The sequence below is a fragment of the Candidatus Zixiibacteriota bacterium genome (assembly GCA_035380245.1).
Taxonomy (GTDB): Bacteria; Zixibacteria; MSB-5A5; order GN15; family FEB-12; genus DAOSXA01.
On record DAOSXA010000001.1, the window covers coordinates 1,288,982 to 1,305,883 of the forward strand.

Below are 16,902 nucleotides of genomic sequence, written 5' to 3' on the forward strand. Positions count from 1 at the left end.
CCGGTTTGTACAATCTTCTTGTTGGGAACGCTATGATAAAACTGGAGCATTCCTGGGTGTGAGATTATGAGGAGTGAATTCGCTTCCCCAAGGCCGGGACCACAGGGCTCCCGGCCTACGATGTTTCTGTTAATCTCCGTAGGGTGGGATCCCTGCGATCCCGCCCGGTTTGTACAATCTTCTTGTTGGGAACGCTATGATAAAACTGGAGCATTCCTGGGTGTGAGATTATGAGAAGTGAATTCGCTTCCTCAAGGCCGGGACCACAGGGCTCCCGGCCTACGAAATTTTCTACTTTCCCATGCTGGAAATAGAATTATGACAAGGCTAAAACGACATTTCGTAGACGGCTATCCGTGTTTTATAACCCTCGTTACTCATGAACGCTTACCTGTACTCGTTGATAATGTCGAATTGCTCCATGAGGCTATTGCCGTAGCACGAACGCGTCTTGAATTCACTGTAATCGCATGGGCAATTCTTCCCAATCATCTGCATGCAATTATATCCTCAGATCATGCCAACATCCCTGACATCGTTCACTGCATCAAACTTTCGTTCGGACAACGTTACCGAAGAAAACACGATCTACGGAAGGGGAAGATCTGGCAAGACCGGTATTGGGATCACATGGTACGAGATCAGCATGATCTTGAACAACGGATAAATTATATCAACCGCAATCCGGTTAAGCATGGCTTGTGTAAGAGTCCGTTCGATTGGGAGCATTCATCAGCAAAGGCGTTTCTCGAATCCGGGCATTATCAGGAAGATTGGGGAGCGCAATAATATGGCTAAATCCCGAACCGTCCGTAGGGCGTGATCCCGCCCGGTTTGGACAATCTTCTTTTTGGGAACGCTATGACAAAACAGGAGCATTCCTGGGTGTGAGATTATGAGAAGTGAATTCGCTTCCCCAAGGCCGGGACCACAGGGCTCCCGGCCTACGATGTTTCTGTTAATCTCCGTAGGGTGGGATCCCCGTGATCCCGCCCGGTCAGAGTTGCTCTTCGTTATGAGTTCTGGCAGAAGTAGCATGCGTCTGACGAGTAATAATGCAATGCAAATGTATCGCCTCAAGGCCGGGACCACAGGGCTCCCGGCCTACGATGTTTCCGTTAATCTCCGTAGGGTGGGATCCCTGTGATCCCGCCCGGTCAGAGTTGCTCTTCGATGGCCAAGACCTCGGTGACCCCGGCCTGTGATGCGAAGGCGTCCCGGCCCGTTTTCAAAAAACCCTAAAAAAATACCCCCAAATCAGTTTGAGGCGGTTGCGAATCAGGCTGTTTTATCTTATATTCACCGGTTAAGTATTGTGAAAAAGTTCACTATGCATGATTCTGAGAGGCGGTTGCGCAGTGTCGAACGTGGACCCATAATGGCCAATGACCATAACCGGCCCTCACTCGCTAAGCCGCTGCCCGACAAGCTCATAACGAATTGTTTCAGATATACGAGGTACTGATGCCGTTAAACATTTCACAACGCACCACCAGCGAAGCGCTTCGAAAAAAGATTGTGGAAATTTCCGGCCAGGATATCGGCAAGTGTTATCAGTGCGGCACTTGCTCCGGCTCCTGCCCGATGATTGCCCACATCAATTGTTTCCCGCGCAAGCTCATGGCCCTCGCACAACTCGGGCATATCGAGGGGCTGGCTGAGGCCAACACCCCCTGGGTCTGTGCCTCCTGCCATGCCTGCATGGTTCGCTGCCCGCGCGGGATCGATATCCCCAAGGTAATGGAAGCGATCCGCCTGCTCAAGCTGCGCCAAAACGTCAACGAGATCGAGCCCTCCAATCTGCAGCCGGAAGAGATTATCGACCTGCCGCAGATCGCCATGGTCTCCGGATTCCGCAAACTGACGTCGTGAGGTGACCATGAAGATTGCATATTACCCCGGATGTACGCTCAAAACGAAAGCTCGTAATCTCGAAAAAGCCGCCCTGGCCAGTTTCAAAGTTCTCGGTATCGAGGTAGAGGAACTGCCTCGCTGGAACTGCTGCGGAGCGGTTTACTCGCTGGCCGACGACGACCTGATTCATATCGTCGCCCCGGTTCGCGACCTCGTACGCGCTCAACAGCAGGGAGCCGAAACGGTCCTGACGCTTTGTGCGATGTGCTATAACACCCTCGCCCGAGCCAACGACCTGATGAAAAACGACGAGGAAAAGAGGGACACGATCAACCGCTTCATGGACGAAGAGCCGGACTATTTCGGTGAGGTTAAAGTGGTCCACCTGCTGGACTATATCCGCGATGACTACGGTTTCGAAAAACTCGCGGAAAAGGTCGTCAAGCCGCTCAAGGGTATCAAAGTGGCTCCGTATTACGGCTGCACGTTGCTCCGTCCGCGTGAAGTGGCGCTGGATAAGCCCGACCAGCCGGAGTTGTTTCAGAAACTCATGGAAACGCTCGGGGCCGAAGTGATCGAGTTCCCGTCCGCCACCACCTGCTGCGGCACTTACCAGGTGCTCGGTAATCCGGAAGCGGCGCTCGATGTATCGCACGGCATTATCACCGACGCCGTCGATCACGGCGCCAACGCCATGGCTCTGGCCTGTCCGCTGTGCGACTACAACCTCGGTAAGCGGCAGGATCAGATGAAATCGAAATTCGAGAACATGCCCGAGATGCCGATTTATTACGTCTCCCAGCTTCTGGCGATAGCCCTCGGAATCGGCGCCGAAGAATGCGATTTCGATCTGAACCGCGAGAGTTCGCTCAAGTTGCTTCAGGCCAACAACCTGATTTCAGCCTGAGCGTAAGTTAGCAAGAATGTTTATGTGAATAGATTCGATAGAGGTGACAATGAGTACCGTAACCGATGAAAAACCCGCGGTCGAGATCAAAATGATCCCCGTCTACATTATGGGGAAGAAATACGAAGTGCCCGCGGAGTTGACGATCATGAAGGCGATCGAGTACGCCGGGTACAAGTACATTCGCGGCTGCGGCTGTCGCGGCGGCATCTGCGGCGCCTGCGCCACGGTCTACCGCAAACCGGGTGACTACAAGATATACACCGGCCTGGCCTGCCAGACGGTAGTCGAGCCGAACATGTATCTGACCCAACTGCCGTTTTATCCCGCCATCCGGGCTACTTACGATTTCTCCGAATTGCACGGTGAGGCCGAAGAAGTCCACGCTCTGTATCCCGAGGTGTTCCGCTGTGTGGCCTGCAACGCCTGCACCAAAGTTTGCCCTATGGATGTCGAGGTGATGGACTATATCGCAGCGATCAAGCGTGGTGATCTCAAAGCGGCGGCTGAAATCTCATTCGACTGCATCCAGTGCGGCCTCTGCGCCAGCCGCTGTATGGGCGAGCTGCCGCAGTATCATATCGCGCAGTTGGTTCGTCGAATCAACGGCGCTTACCTCACGCCGAAGGCGGAGCATTTGCAGACGATGGTGGCCAATATCGAGGCCGGTCGTTATGTCAAGGTACTTCAGGAGCTCAAGGCGATGGACGTGGAAACGCTCAAAAAGACCTACACCGAGCGCGAACTGGAACCGGCCACGGCCGGCGACGACTGGACGCCGCAGAGCAACAAAGGCCTATAAACCGATTATTATTGCTGAAGATAGAGGTTATCGATGCCATACCCGGAAGAACTAAAACAACTGATCAAAGTTGTTGAAAGCACACGCGCGGAACGGGTGGAGCGCAAAAAGAACAATCAGGAAGTTCCGTTTATGTCGCTCGATGAGCGCACGGATATCCTGCAGTTCCATCCCGATGTCAAAGAAGAAGGCCGCCGCGAATTATCGGTCGGTCCCAACAAGGGCTACCGCATCGCCCATGAAATGTGCAACCTGCTCGAAGCGAAGAGCCGTGTCGATCCGTCCCTGGTCGACCTGTCCAAAATCGATTACGAGACCGATATCCTCGTGATCGGCGGCGGCGGTGCCGGCACTGCCGCAGCGCTGCTGGCTCAGGAGCAGGGAGCGAAGGTTATTATCGCTACCAAACTGCGTCACGGCGACGCCAACACCATGATGGCCGAGGGTGGAATTCAGGCCGCGACCAAAGGTTACAAGGATTCCCCGTACTATCATTACCTCGACGTCATGGGCGGCGGGCATTTCAAGAATGTCCCGGATCTGGTCGAGACGCTTTGCAATAAAGCTCCGAGTGTGATCCAATGGCTGGAGGGGCTCGGTTGTAATTTCTCGAAATATCCCGACGGCACGCTCAAGACCATCCACGGCGGCGGTACTTCCCGCAAGCGCATGCATTTCGCGGCCGATATCACCGGCGCCGAAATGATGCGTACGATTCGCGATGAATGCCGCAACCGCGTTAAAGATATTCAGGTGGTCGAATTTTCACCCGCCGTTGAGTTGATCCTCAACGAGCACGGCCAGGCGGCCGGAGCGGTGCTGTATAATCTCGAGACCGAAGAGTACATGGTTGTCAAAGCCAAGGCGGTGGTAATGGCCACCGGCGGCTGCGGACGGCTTCACATTCAGGGATTCATGACGACCAACCATTACGGTGCGACCGCCGACGGTATCGTCATGGGTTATCGGGCCGGTGTTCCGGTCTGTTTCCTGCACACCGTGCAGTACCACCCGACCGGGATCGTGTTCCCGGAACAAGCCGAGGGCATCCTGATTACCGAGAAGTTCCGTGGCAGCGGCGCCAATCTGGTCAATATCGAGGGGAACCAGTTCGTCAACGAGCGCGAGCCGCGCGATGTGGAGGCATCCTCGATCATTCGTGAGTGTGTATCACGCGGTATGGGTATTCCTACTCCGACCGGCAAGCTCGGCATCTGGCTCGATTCGCCGATGATCGATATGCTCTCCGGTGAGGGTACGGTCGAACGCGAGTTCCCGGGCAAGTTCATTCTTTATAAGCGCTTCGGGATCGATATCGCCAGGGAACCGATGCTTATCTATCCGACGCTGCACTACCAGAACGGCGGCCTCGAGTTCAAGCCGGACGGCTCGACTTGTGTGCCCGGTCTGTTCCTGGGCGGTGAGGTCGGCGGCGGTACGCACGGTGAGAACCGCCTGATGGGCAACTCGCTGCTTGACATCATGGTCTACGGCCGCATTGCCGGTGAGGCGGCGGGCAAATATGTCAAGACCGATGCCAAAGACGGCAAGCTCTCGCTCGACCATGTGGTCAAGTACAATCAGGAAGTCGACGCGGCCGGTACGGCCGAAGACCGCGTGGCTCCGATGATCCTTCCAGATTACACCGATCCGCGCGTACGCAACCGTCAGTTGACGACGCACTACGTCGGTACGCTCCGGTAGTATTCTACTGTCGGTTAAGCGGCAGGTCTCGCCGAGACCTGCCCTTGTATCTACATTTCGACCGCCGAGTTCTTGGGCTCGGCGGTTTTCTTTTGCAAGGGAATAGGGAGGTATAGTTTAAACACAGTCGGTTCGTCAAAGTCTTTTTGATATAGCTAATGCTATGACGGATAATGCTGTTTATCAGTCGGCTTTGTCTTGACTTCGAGTCGTGTGCGTCGCATTTTCAGGATCAAGAGGTATGATGGGAAGGGCTTTTGTTGAATATTCTTAGATTTCTCACCTGTGTGGCAGCGTTTCTGTCAATCGGTTCCGTATGGTCGGTCGAACTTGAGCCTGACGTAGACTATTCTGAAAAAATCGTTTTTACGATTAAGCCCAAGGGGAAGAGTTACAAGCTCACCTCGAATACGTTGAGAACTAAAAAATACCTCTCGGCCCGATCGGTATCATCGACTCAGTTTTATATCCATGACAATGCTCTATCCCGGGTGAAAGATGTCAAAGCCTGGGTCGGAGACAAGGTAATTGACAAGAATGAATTCGTGATAAGCCAGGCCTCGGGATACAGCACTTTTAATTCGTTCTCCCGGATTATTGAAATCGATTTTGATCGCTATATCGAACAGGGAGCCGAGGCAAAGATCGAATATAAGACGGAGTATGCCGATATCGCCGATTTCCCGGAAATTTCTATCAGCAATATTAACCGTCTCAAGGAACTGGAATTGGTGTTCCAGCATCCCAGGGATGTCGCGATCGGTTTCGATTTCTATTTCACGCATGATTCGATCCCGGTGATTATCAGTCATGATTCTGAAAAGGAAACGAGGTTGATACTGCGGGATGTGGATTACCACAAACCGGAACCATACCTCTGTATCGATGATTCTCACGGGAGTATCAAGGTTAACATTACACGCGGGGAGGAACACGTCACACCGGCATCCGTGGCCGAGTTCGTGAAATGGTACGGAGAACTTACGCCGCTTCAACCGGTATTCCCGGATTCATACAAAGATTTACCGGTTGACGAACTCGCCGGTTTGACCGACCCGGTGCCGAAGCTGGCGGCAATCAATCGATGGATTGCGGATAATATCCGCTATATCTATGAGGTGGACGACCCCAAAGGCGGTATTGTTCCCCATAAGCCGGAGGTTGTGTACGAACGACGTTATGGTGATTGCAAAGATCGGGCATTTCTGATGTCGGCTTTTGCTCGCCGACAGGGTATCGACCTTTATGCCGCGGTGGTAACGGCCGAACCTTACCAACTGTTCGATGTTCCCACCGGCAATGATTTCAACCATGTTATCTGTGCCTATCGACAAGGCGAGCATTGGCTTTTCTGTGACCCGACCGCCGAACATGTAACGTTCGGTTTTATTCCCGAGGAGATTATTGACCATTACGCTTTGATCTTCGATCCATTCGAACCCGAACTGGTCCGGCTGGAGCAACCTGAGGCGCTTCCGGGGATTGTTGTTACGACCGAGGTGAATATCGATTCGCTCGACAATGCCGGCGCCCAAGTCCGATTGAATAATGCCGTCGCTAATGAAATGCAGTATGAGCGAGGGCATTTGAACGCAACCGATATGGAGCAGTTGCTGTCGTCTTCGGTATCCGGTTATTTTCAGCAAATGATATTCAGTGATTTTCAACCGGTTGGTGAGGACTCCTGTTCGCTCGACTACACCGCTCATCTCGATATGAGCAGGTTTATAGTGAACGGGATGCGGTATTCATATTTGCCGAAATCGGTAATGAATTGGAACACCAGTGAAATGAGTGAACGTGAAAATGATTCCTGGCCGATATGTTTGGCAGAACGCCTGTCGCTTGATTTCGAGCTGACCTTACACGGCGACAGTTTAATCACGGATAGTCTGTTCGAAGAGACCGGCAATCCCAAATCCGCCTATTCTTCTCTCCGTGTTTTCAGCCCGGAAAAGGGTGTCGTTAAATGTTCATATTCGGTGATTGTGGCCCGAAAGGTTCTGGAAGGAGACGACCGCCGGATGGTGCTCGAGGTTAATGCTCGCCAGGCAACCTCCCGATCGGATATGATTACCTTGAAAAGGGAAGGACTTCAGGAATGAAGAAAGTTATTCTGCTTTTAGCTTTAATGCTCACCGTTGTAGGTTGTATCAGCGCCCCTCGTAATACCTATATCACCGTGCCGCCGGAGGTGAATCTTGGTTTACAAGCGGTGCAATCGATGCTTGAGGAATACCGTGAATATGCCGCGGTGATGTTGAGCTATGAGCAGTCAATCGAACATTCCGGATCCAAGTCCCTCTCTTTCGGAGGCGCCCTGTTTGGTGCCCAGGGCAGTTCCTGGCAGTATGTTGAGCTTATTCATGAACGATATATGATTATCGACCCGGAGGTAACTTATTACACCTATAGCGAATTCTACAACAAGCCAAGCGCTTACTATGCTCGAGTCACTTCACCGGAAGGTATCTCCCGGCTCTACGGCTTAAAGGATTTTAAAAAAGAGAAAACCCCGGATGGTGAAGTCTATCGTTTGGTTTTTCCGGATGTGCAGCCGGGTACCATTGTAGACGCTGTTTTTGAGTACAGTTCCCGTGTTTCCAAGACCGCTCCCCCGCTGCAATGGGATATCCCGCTTGAGTTCCCGATCCCCTGCAATGAGCTTGTCGTTAATTTCAGTTGCCCCGATTGGTGGGAGTTGCAGTTGAAGAAGATAAACGATAACGAACTTCCTCCCGTAGAAATCATCAGAGATTCTGAACATCACATGCAGGTGATCAACTATCGGGCTACCGATATCGAGGCTGTGACCGAAGAAGCTTATTCTCCATCTTACCGTGAGCTGGCAACCTATCTCCAAATGATGGTGGTTGATCTGAGCATGGAGCTAACCCAGCTCAATCTGCGTATGACCTGGGCGGAATGTTTTGAAGCTGCTCGTAAAGAGTATCTGAAACCGAGTTCATCCGACCTCCAGGCGATAGGAGTGATAGGAGATTCTCTCGCCGCGATATATGAATCACCGGTAGACAGGTTGCGAGCTGTCGTTCAGTATGTGCAGGAAGGCTTTGCCGGTTCCTGGGCTTATCACGAGGGCGTTTATAAGAAAGTAATTGCCGAGCATTCCGGTAACTCATTCGATCTGACCGGCCTGGCTTTCTTTCTGGCTCGCCACCTCGGTTTGGATCCGCAATGGGTAGTAATTCATTCGAGCGACGATGGTTATTGCGATCGTTCTTATGTCAATTACAGCCAGTTCTACACTCCGGCAATGTACGTTCAGATCGAGGATAAAGTCTACGTGACGTTCCCGTGGATTGAGGATATGCCGATTGAATTCATCCCGGGTGAATATCGCGGACAAACGGCCATTGTAATGTCGGAAGACATAGTACATTTCACCGTTATGCCAATCAGAGATGTCTCTGAGGACCTGTTCGAGGAAGAGTACGATGTGACAATTGAGGCCGGCGGCTCAGTTGAGGTCAAAGAAACCAAAACAATGCGCGGCACTTTTGCCTATGCCTTTCGTGAGGGTATCAATGATCTCCAGGAAGCCGAGTACGAGGATATGATTCGCGATATTCTTACTTATACCGGCGGGGAAGTAAACGATCTTGAATTTGAACTGACCAACGTTGACAATGATACGCTTCCGTTGATATTCGTAACCGGCTATCGATTGGACAACGTCTGCATGGTGACTCCGGAAGAAGTTATTTTCCAAACCAGCGGATTATTGTCACCGATCTCTCTTTCTGCATACCGAGTCGAAGAGGGCGATCGAAAAAATCCGGTGCTGGTTCGCTATGAGCAGGATCATGTCAAAAAAGTCCGGCTGCATTTTCCCTCGGACTGGACGCTTAGCACGACTTTCGAAAATTTCGACTACTCCAACGCTTTCGGTAATTCACAAGCGACTTATGTCGCCGACACCGGGCTGTTGACAATTGACCAGCGCCTCGTACTCACTCCCACTCAACAGCCTAAGGAAAGCTATCCGGAGTTGGTGAAACTGATCGGAGAGGGCTCCGAGTTGAATGTCCCGACGATTGTGTTTTCGCGACTTAGCGGACCTGGCGCGGACGAAGCGAATCAATGATCGCGGTACTCATCCAGTAGATATTGCCGCGGCCGTTCTCGGCCGTTCGCAGTGACTGTAAAATATCATCGTAGCTGAGGCGAGTGGAATCGTCAGCCATCGGAGATAAACGTCGACTCGTGAAAAACAGGAAGCGACCGTCCGGTGTCACGTAAGGGCAGTAGTCGAGACTGGTGGAATTCACGGTCGGTCCCATGTTGACGGCCGGACCGAAGGTGCCGCTGCTGTCGGCGAAACTTATATAGAGGTCGCCGTTTCCCAGATCGTCATCGCGTCCTACTGCCGTGTAAATCAGATAGCTTTCATCGGGAGCCACGAAGGCGTTGAACTCCCAGCCTTCACTGTTGATGCTCGCTCCCAGGTTCTCCGGAGCGGACCAGAGCCCGTCGATCATCCGAGCGCGATAGATATCTTCCTTGCCGAGTCCTTCGGGACGTTCAGCCGTGAAATAAAGATTACCGTTGGCGGCGAGTGAGGGATAAAATTCATCACCCCCGCTGTTGATCGGGGCATCAATGTTGATCGGTTGATTCCAGCCGGAATCGGAGCGAGTGGTGTACCAGATATCCCAGTTTGGGGGCTGTTGTCCGGTCATCGGCCGTTTTGAGGCGAAATAGAGCCTCGATCCATCGGGCGAAAAAGCCGGTTCGAGATCGGGATACCGTCCCGAGAAAGCCGCTACCCGTGGACGCGTCCAGCGCTCATCGTCAAGAGTTATACATAGGATTGCCGGTCGCTCCGGTCCCATCAGGGTGTAGTAGAATTCGAGTCCGTCAGCGCTGAAACAGGCATCGCGCTCATCAAACTGTGTACTGACTTTATCCCTGGCGAAAAGCTCCGGCAATTCTCCGGGAAGCGGCTGAGCCAGATAAGGACCGGGACTGTCGATACGGTCGGAGGTTTTCTCGCGGATGCAAGCGGGGCCGGTCAGAGTGATTGCGGTAACGAATAAAACGATAATCGGTGTGACTTTTAAGCGCACGATCTTTTTCTCTCCACAAATACAGATAATAAGCGACCGTAAGTGGTTCACCTGATGGGCAAGCTAAAGCGATATGATTACAACGGGCAACATTAAATCGGTGACTGAAGACAAGCGATAACGGGAGTGATATAAAAGAAGTGGACCCGGCGATGTGAGCACGATCACCACCGAGTCCATGCTTGCTGCCCCTTTGGGCTTCATCCCTGTCGGAACAGGGTTTGTGAGATGGGCCCTCCTAGACCAGCGAAAAATCCCCCTCATTGCGGGTCCTGCCACAAGATTTCTTTTTTTACGCCATGCGTTTAAGGTCACGCTTTTTTGAAAGTGGCAGGCAAACCGCCGGTTGCACTTATGTAATAAACAATTTGTGTGCCCAAAAGTTGAACAGATTAAAATTGACGAAGGATTCCGTTGAATTACAGCAACTTAATAATTATCAGCGATTGCTGATGGCCTGTTGCTGGTATATTATTGATTAGAAATGATTGTGCTGGCTTTAATCAAATTGATTAATATCGATATTTAAATCGTCGAGAAGGCGTTTCAGATTAGCGCGGTGAATTCCGAGAGCATCGGCAATGTCGCCTTTATTCGATTTGTGATGATATATCGCTTTGATGACCTCAATACGTTTGAACTCGCGTACTTTATCCGACAGGGTGTTGGTTGGGGGCAGGTTGATCCCTTCGAACTTGAGGAAGTCTCTGACTTCATTATGAGTGATCAGGGTCGATGGAGACAAGTCGATAAGAGATTCGACCGTATCCTTAAGTTGGCGGACGTTGCCGGGCCAGTCGAACTCGATCAACAGGTCATACGCTTCAGGGCTAAAAACTCGCGGTTCCAAAGACTCAGTCTTACAGTGAATATCGGCGAAATATCGAACCAATTCGGGGATATCTTCACGTCGTTCTTTTAAGGGAGAGAGACGGATAGACACTCCTTTAAGGCGGAAATAGAGATCCTCACGAAACGTTCCTCGGGCTACCATTTCTTCGAGATCGGCGTTCGTGGCACAGAACAGGCGGACATTGACTTTGATCACCCGGTTTTCACCGACCGGTGAGAAAGTACCGTATTCCAGCACTCGCAGAAGTTTCCCCTGAGTGGTATGATCGAGGTTGCCAATTTCATCGAGAAATAAAGTACCGCCGTCGGTTGCCTGTAACAAACCCTCACGGTCAGCCATCGCACCGGTAAACGCGCCGCGTTTGTGGCCGAACAACTCACTCTCAACCAGGTCCGGGGTTCGATGGTTGCAGTTGAAGGTGTTGAAAACTTTATCCGAACGGCGACTGCGGCGATGAAGTGCTTTCGCCACCAGTTCTTTGCCGGAGCCGGTCGGTCCCAGGATCATCACCTTGCCGTCCTTGGGTCCTATCTGTTCGATGAGTCGATAGACATCGCACATAACCTTGGAGCGGCCGATCATGCCGTATTCCTGCCGGGCCAGATCGACAATGACGTCGTTTTTGGTGCGAAGTTGGTTAAATTGTACGGCGTTGCGAACCGAACGGATCAGTCGGGAAGGGCGTTCGTTTTTACCGACATAGTCATAGGGTTTATGATCCTGTTCAACCTCTTCTTCGGAGTAATCGCCGGGATAGGCGGTATGGAAAATCAAGGGAATGTCGGAGTCGATTTCACGAATCAGGCGGGCCGTTTTAAGACCGTCCAACTCGGCCATGCGGATATCGAGGATGATCGTATCGATATCGGTCACGGTCTTGACCTTGTCGATCGCTTCCATACCTGAAGTTGCCGTCACCACTTCGTAATCATCGACAAACACCTCAACGAGTGCCGCCAGGTTGAGGGGATCGTCATCGACAATAAGTATGCGACCTTTTTTATCCACAGTCGTGCTCAATCTCCGCTTCGGTTATCTTCGTTGAACGGCAATAATATAACGAATTCGGCGCCGTTGTCAATGTGGTCTGCCAAGGTGATCGAACCACCATACAATTCAACTATTCGTCGTACCATAGCCAGACCGAGTCCGGTTCCACTACTGGGTTTTGTTGAGTAGAACGCTTTGAATACCGAATCTCGCGCCGTCGCCGGGATACCGGGACCGGTGTCACGGTAAACGATCTTGACTTCTTTCTCCGTTCGTGAAAGAACGGAAATGGTAATAATCCTGACCGGCTGGCCATACAAAGCTGAAACAGCATTCGTAGTCAGATTGTTCAGCAGGCTGTAAGCGTGCAAGCGGAACATGTTCACGCGCAGATCATCGGGCAACTCGTTTTTAACGGTAATATCGGCTTCTGCGAGAGCTTCGGCGTTAGCCTGAATTACTTCGTTCATCACATCAGAGAGCGACACCGATTCGAGTTTCTTTTCTGTTTCCAGTCTGCTGTATTGCTTAACGAGGCCGGTCATATCGATTGCTCGATGCACCGCTTGTTCCGCCAGGTCCAGCAATCGGCGATTACGTTCCAGCTCATTTTGTTCTTGTAGTTCAAGGCGATCACGCAGTTTGTCCAACGAACTGGTGGCCGGGAAGAGAGCGTTATAAATTTCATGAGCGAGACTTCCCGCTACCCGCTTGATCTGATCGTATTGTTCCTGGGCCGCCTGCTCCAGGCGTAAACGAGTTTCTTTTCGCTCGGTTACATCGATAAAACCGCCGAATATGGCCATTTCGCCGCGGAATCGGATGATTTGAAGGCTCAAAAGCGCCCAGAAGCGGGAGCCGTTCTTTTTTATTCCTACCAACTCATAGTTATTCACCCGCCCGTCACGAGTAAGCATCTCAGACAGCCGCTCGCGATCCTTGAGGTCGTCATAGAGCTTATGAGCCTTAAGACCGACCATTTCTTCGGATTCATATCCGAAGGTCGGTCCCAAGGATGGATTGGCGTAGATTATTTCACCGTCCGGGAACCGGGTGATAGCCACCGGGATCGGTGTCGCTTCGGCAATGGTGCGGAAACGCTCTTCGCTTTCTCGAAGAGCCTCTTCCATCTTCTTCCGTTCGGTGATATCCACCAGACTGCCCATAAGTCCGGGGCGGCCGTCCACGGTCAACGGTCGTATCGTCAGTAATCCCCAAAAACGTTCTCCGTTCTTGCGTCGAGCTATAACTTCGACGTTGTTCACATCGATTCCTGACCGTAATCGCTCGATTGCCCGGGTGCGATCGTCCGGATTATCATATAGAGCCATGGTGTTGAGCTCGTGGAGTTCTTCGATGGAATAACCAAACAATTCACAGGATGCACGATTGGCGTAGTAAACCATGCCGTCTTCCGGTTGAGCGATAATAATCGCAACGGCCGAAACTTCGGCGATAGTCCGGAATCGTTCCTCACTTTCCCGCAAAGCCTGCCTGGCTTCGTGGCGTGACGTGACGTCGGTCATCATCGTAACGAGGTAACGGTCATCGTTCAGGACAATGTGACTGACGCTCATTTCTACCCACAGTCTGTTGCCGTGCTTGTCACGCATATTAAAATCGACCGCGGAGAAACGCTCATCCGAATGGAACACATCCTGGTATTGTTCTTTTATTAATTCGAGGGACCCGTCCAGCAGTACCACATCGCCGTAGTAATGACCGAGTAATTCCTCCTCGGTGTATTTGAATAAGCGACAATAAGCGGGATTGACAAAACGAAGAATGCCGTTTTCATCGGTGAGGCTTATTGCCTGTCCGGAAGTTTCCCAGATGCGTCGGTATCTCTCTTCGCTCGAAGCCAACGCGGCCTCGACCTGTTTCAGGTCGGTAATGTCCTGGCCCACGGCAATGGTTATCGTATGGTCTTCCGATCCGGCTACGGCGAGCACCGACTTAGCCCAGAGCAGGGTAACACTGTCGTTATCGGCCGTGTGGAGGATTCCTTCGTAGCGCCGGCTGGAACTGTCGGTTATCCAGTCGGTAAACGCCTCGCGATCTTTTTCCGACTCATTCGTGTACGGGAGGTCTGTCCAGCGTTGTCCGATTGCATCAACTCGACTCACTCCGAGCAACCGTTCACATTCGTAATTAAGTTCGGTGATGCGTTGATTCTCATCGAAACAGACAATGGCACTGTTGGCCGTTGCGAGCAGACTTCGGCTGAAATCGCGTTCGGCTCGCAAAGCTTGTGTCATGTTGATGATGGCTGAAATGTCTCTGGCTATTCCCAGCACGGCGACAACTTCTCCGTTGGCGTCGCGTACCGGTTCCAGACTGGTCCGATAATGAACGTCCTTGCCCTGGATGGTGGTAGTCGATTCGAATGTATTACCGCTGCCGGAATCGTATACCTGGCGGATCGATACCATTTGAGCCGCCGCTACTTCCGGTGGGAAGATGTCGTGCATGTTTTTCCCGACCAGCTCTTTCACCCGGCCTCCTATCTGAGTCGCCGCAACGCTGTTCATAAATAAAAAGCAGCCATCCCGATCAACGGTAAAGATCGGATCGCCGGCCGACTCTACCAGGTTGCGATAGCGTTCTTCGCTCTCCGTCAGGGCGCGCTCGGCTTCTTTTTGATCGGTCATATCGATCGATATGCCGCGAATGCCGACCGGCACTCCATCCTGAACAATCGTCGTGGCATAGGACATGGCCGGGAATTTATGACCGTCCTTGCGGACGAGAAAAAACTCGGATGATTCGGGAGCGGTACCGCTCAGACGCTGTTTTACGATATCATCGACTGTACGACCGTCGACAGGTTCAATAAGATCATGAATGTACAAGCCATCGGCCATTTCGGCCAGGCTGTACCCGGTTGCCAGGAGCCCCTGACGATTCAGATATGTAAGGCGCCCCTCGTGATCGTATTCAAAAACCGTTTGTGGAAGCAGGTCAGACAACTCGCGAAAACGTTGTTCCGAGGCCAGCAATGCTTCCCGAGTTTGTCTGTATTTGTCCGCCTCGACCAACTCTTTGCGGGCCTCGCGAAGATCCCTGAGGGTTTTATCCAGGTGTTCCTTCTGTCGCACGATCGTGCTGAACTGATGACGCGTCCGCCGCCAAAGAACGACGATGGTGATAATGACCAGCGCCATGGGGACGAAGGCCAGCAAAAACGCCAATGAAGGATGGCGGGTGAATATGCTCGTCCAGGCAGTCTTGACCAGGCTGTAGGTGTAATACCAATGATGACCGTCTACCGCGACGAATAAAACCGGCTCGCCGCTTTCCTTTGATTTTGACAGAAAACTACCCTGGAAATTGAACTTACCCAAATCTCCTATTGTCGCCATTGGTCGGAGATCGGCGTTGACAATCCATAATCGCTGGTCGTTGGTTATAACCGCGAGTTCCAAACCGTCGGCTTCGAGGAAATCGTTAATGCCGCACAGATAGGCCGGCGAGTAGAACTTGCTTTTACGGATTTGCTGAAGGCTCTGGTTGAGAACGAGCAGACGACCGTCGGACATTGATAAAACGATCTCGTCATGACGATCTCCGAAGAGGTCGGCGGTAAGTGCATAATTGACATAGCTCGAGCCGTTCATCCTGAGACTGTCTATAAGATTCCCGGAGTTATCTATAATCTCCAGGACCGTGCGGCTGTGCACTGAATCGGAATCATCGTTTATCCGATGCGGCGACAGGATGTCCCATGAACCGTCGTCTCCATAGTCAAAAACCAGCGGCAATGCCGCATGAAATATAGAACCGGCCGGCCGGATCCAGTTAAGTTGGCCGTGGGCGTTGAGCGAAACCACATAGGCATGTTTGTCGTCCATGAGGTCGGTGGTGGCGGCGTTTCCCTTGGAGGCAAGGCCGAAGATAATGCTGGGGGGAGCATCGGGAGTCATTGACCGCACATAGAAGTGATCATACGAAATGGTACCGGCGTAGGGGAAAGACCAAACGGTCGTGTCGGCGTCCATATCGAAGCAAATCAAACATCGCGGGTAAAGATCGTAACCGACATCCACGGCAATGAGCAGTTCGCGGGCGCGTCCATCCCGGTTCAGATCGTATGCTCCCATGATTCTAGCCCGGCCGTCCCACCGACCGCTTCCGTTGCGGTCTTCTCCTGTCAGCAGAAGGCTCCGGTGGAGAAGGGATTGCTTCTCGTTCAGAAATTGCAGGAAGAGCGAATCATGGGAGCTGTAGACTACGGCCAGATCAGGATAATGATCCTCGTTATAGTCAACCAGCTTTGCATGATCTATGGCGTCGGCTCGGATATTGATATGTGAGACCGTGTTACGCCGTTCCAGGTCGCCGTAAAAAACCAGCGCCGAGAGACTATCGTCTCGATTCCAGGAATCGGCCACGATACACATTGCTGTCGGACCGGGCCAGGTGGAATCGTACAACACTATCTGGCCGTGGACAGGTTTGTCGTTGCTGTCGACAATGGGAACGCGCAGAATGCCCTTGAACTTGTAAGGGAGATTCCCGGGATCGTCAACTGGTTCGATCTGTACATACCCGTCTTCGACGACGGCTCTATGACAGGAGGCGACGATCATCGTCAGGGTTGCCGCTATGATAACGAGAGCGGTCACCCTGATTATGTATTTTTCCGCTGCAAAGGGTGACATAAGCTGATATGAAGATAGTCCGCGGCGGCTCAATTAACAAGCGA

Annotated in this window: 10 protein-coding genes; 7 read left to right on the forward strand and 3 right to left on the reverse strand. The window is 52.0% G+C overall.

Going from position 1 to position 16,902, the window contains the following annotated elements; all coding sequences use genetic code 11:
* Window positions 1–318: 318 nt before the first annotated feature.
* The 7 genes from PLF13_04910 to PLF13_04940 all read left to right on the forward strand — a co-directional run bounded on the left by PLF13_04910 (window position 319) and on the right by PLF13_04940 (window position 9,372).
* A complete protein-coding gene (locus PLF13_04910; protein ID HOP06615.1) occupies window positions 319–789 on the forward strand; it encodes a transposase in 471 nt (156 codons plus the stop codon).
* A 675-nt stretch (window positions 790–1,464) separates the two neighbouring features.
* On the forward strand, window positions 1,465–1,872 hold the full coding sequence (locus tag PLF13_04915; protein HOP06616.1) for a 4Fe-4S dicluster domain-containing protein: 408 nt from the start codon (window positions 1,465–1,467) through the stop codon (window positions 1,870–1,872).
* Between the two features lie 7 nt (window positions 1,873–1,879).
* The gene (locus PLF13_04920) at window positions 1,880–2,761 is read left to right on the forward strand and encodes a CoB--CoM heterodisulfide reductase iron-sulfur subunit B family protein (GenBank protein ID HOP06617.1); all 882 of its coding nucleotides are present in this window, start codon (window positions 1,880–1,882) and stop codon (window positions 2,759–2,761) included.
* A 49-nt stretch (window positions 2,762–2,810) separates the two neighbouring features.
* Window positions 2,811–3,563: a 4Fe-4S dicluster domain-containing protein gene (locus tag PLF13_04925; protein ID HOP06618.1), complete on the forward strand. Its 753-nt coding sequence runs from the start codon at window positions 2,811–2,813 to the stop codon at window positions 3,561–3,563.
* Window positions 3,564–3,596: 33 nt separating this feature from the next.
* Window positions 3,597–5,267 carry an FAD-binding protein gene (locus tag PLF13_04930; protein HOP06619.1) on the forward strand — a complete coding sequence of 557 codons (1,671 nt, stop codon included), beginning with the start codon at window positions 3,597–3,599 and terminating at the stop codon, window positions 5,265–5,267.
* 260 nt (window positions 5,268–5,527) lie between these two features.
* A complete protein-coding gene (locus tag PLF13_04935; GenBank protein ID HOP06620.1) occupies window positions 5,528–7,372 on the forward strand; it encodes a transglutaminase-like domain-containing protein in 1,845 nt (614 codons plus the stop codon).
* A complete protein-coding gene (locus PLF13_04940; GenBank protein ID HOP06621.1) occupies window positions 7,369–9,372 on the forward strand; it encodes a hypothetical protein in 2,004 nt (667 codons plus the stop codon). Before PLF13_04935 ends, PLF13_04940 begins: the two co-directional genes overlap by 4 nt.
* Here the strand turns inward: PLF13_04940 and PLF13_04945 are convergent.
* From PLF13_04945 to PLF13_04955, 3 genes are all read right to left on the reverse strand, one after another.
* The gene (locus tag PLF13_04945) at window positions 9,338–10,354 is read right to left on the reverse strand and encodes a hypothetical protein (protein ID HOP06622.1); all 1,017 of its coding nucleotides are present in this window, start codon (window positions 10,352–10,354) and stop codon (window positions 9,338–9,340) included. The genes PLF13_04940 and PLF13_04945 overlap by 35 nt on opposite strands.
* 499 nt (window positions 10,355–10,853) lie before the next feature.
* On the reverse strand, window positions 10,854–12,227 hold the full coding sequence (locus PLF13_04950; protein HOP06623.1) for a sigma-54 dependent transcriptional regulator: 1,374 nt from the start codon (window positions 12,225–12,227) through the stop codon (window positions 10,854–10,856).
* On the reverse strand, window positions 12,224–16,822 hold the full coding sequence (locus PLF13_04955) for a PAS domain S-box protein (protein HOP06624.1): 4,599 nt from the start codon (window positions 16,820–16,822) through the stop codon (window positions 12,224–12,226). Before PLF13_04955 ends, PLF13_04950 begins: the two co-directional genes overlap by 4 nt.
* Between the last annotated feature and the right edge of the window lie 80 nt (window positions 16,823–16,902).

What these genes read in the sequence shown, in the direction of transcription:
- PLF13_04925 (HOP06618.1), top strand. Translation starts at nt 2,811, where the DNA reads ATGAGTACCGTAACCGATGAAAAACCCGCGGTCGAGATCAAAATGATC.
- PLF13_04930 (HOP06619.1), top strand. Translation starts at nt 3,597, where the DNA reads ATGCCATACCCGGAAGAACTAAAACAACTGATCAAAGTTGTTGAAAGC.
- PLF13_04915 (HOP06616.1), top strand. Translation starts at nt 1,465, where the DNA reads ATGCCGTTAAACATTTCACAACGCACCACCAGCGAAGCGCTTCGAAAA.
- PLF13_04940 (HOP06621.1), top strand. Translation starts at nt 7,369, where the DNA reads ATGAAGAAAGTTATTCTGCTTTTAGCTTTAATGCTCACCGTTGTAGGT.
- PLF13_04920 (HOP06617.1), top strand. Translation starts at nt 1,880, where the DNA reads ATGAAGATTGCATATTACCCCGGATGTACGCTCAAAACGAAAGCTCGT.
- PLF13_04910 (HOP06615.1), top strand. Translation starts at nt 319, where the DNA reads ATGACAAGGCTAAAACGACATTTCGTAGACGGCTATCCGTGTTTTATA.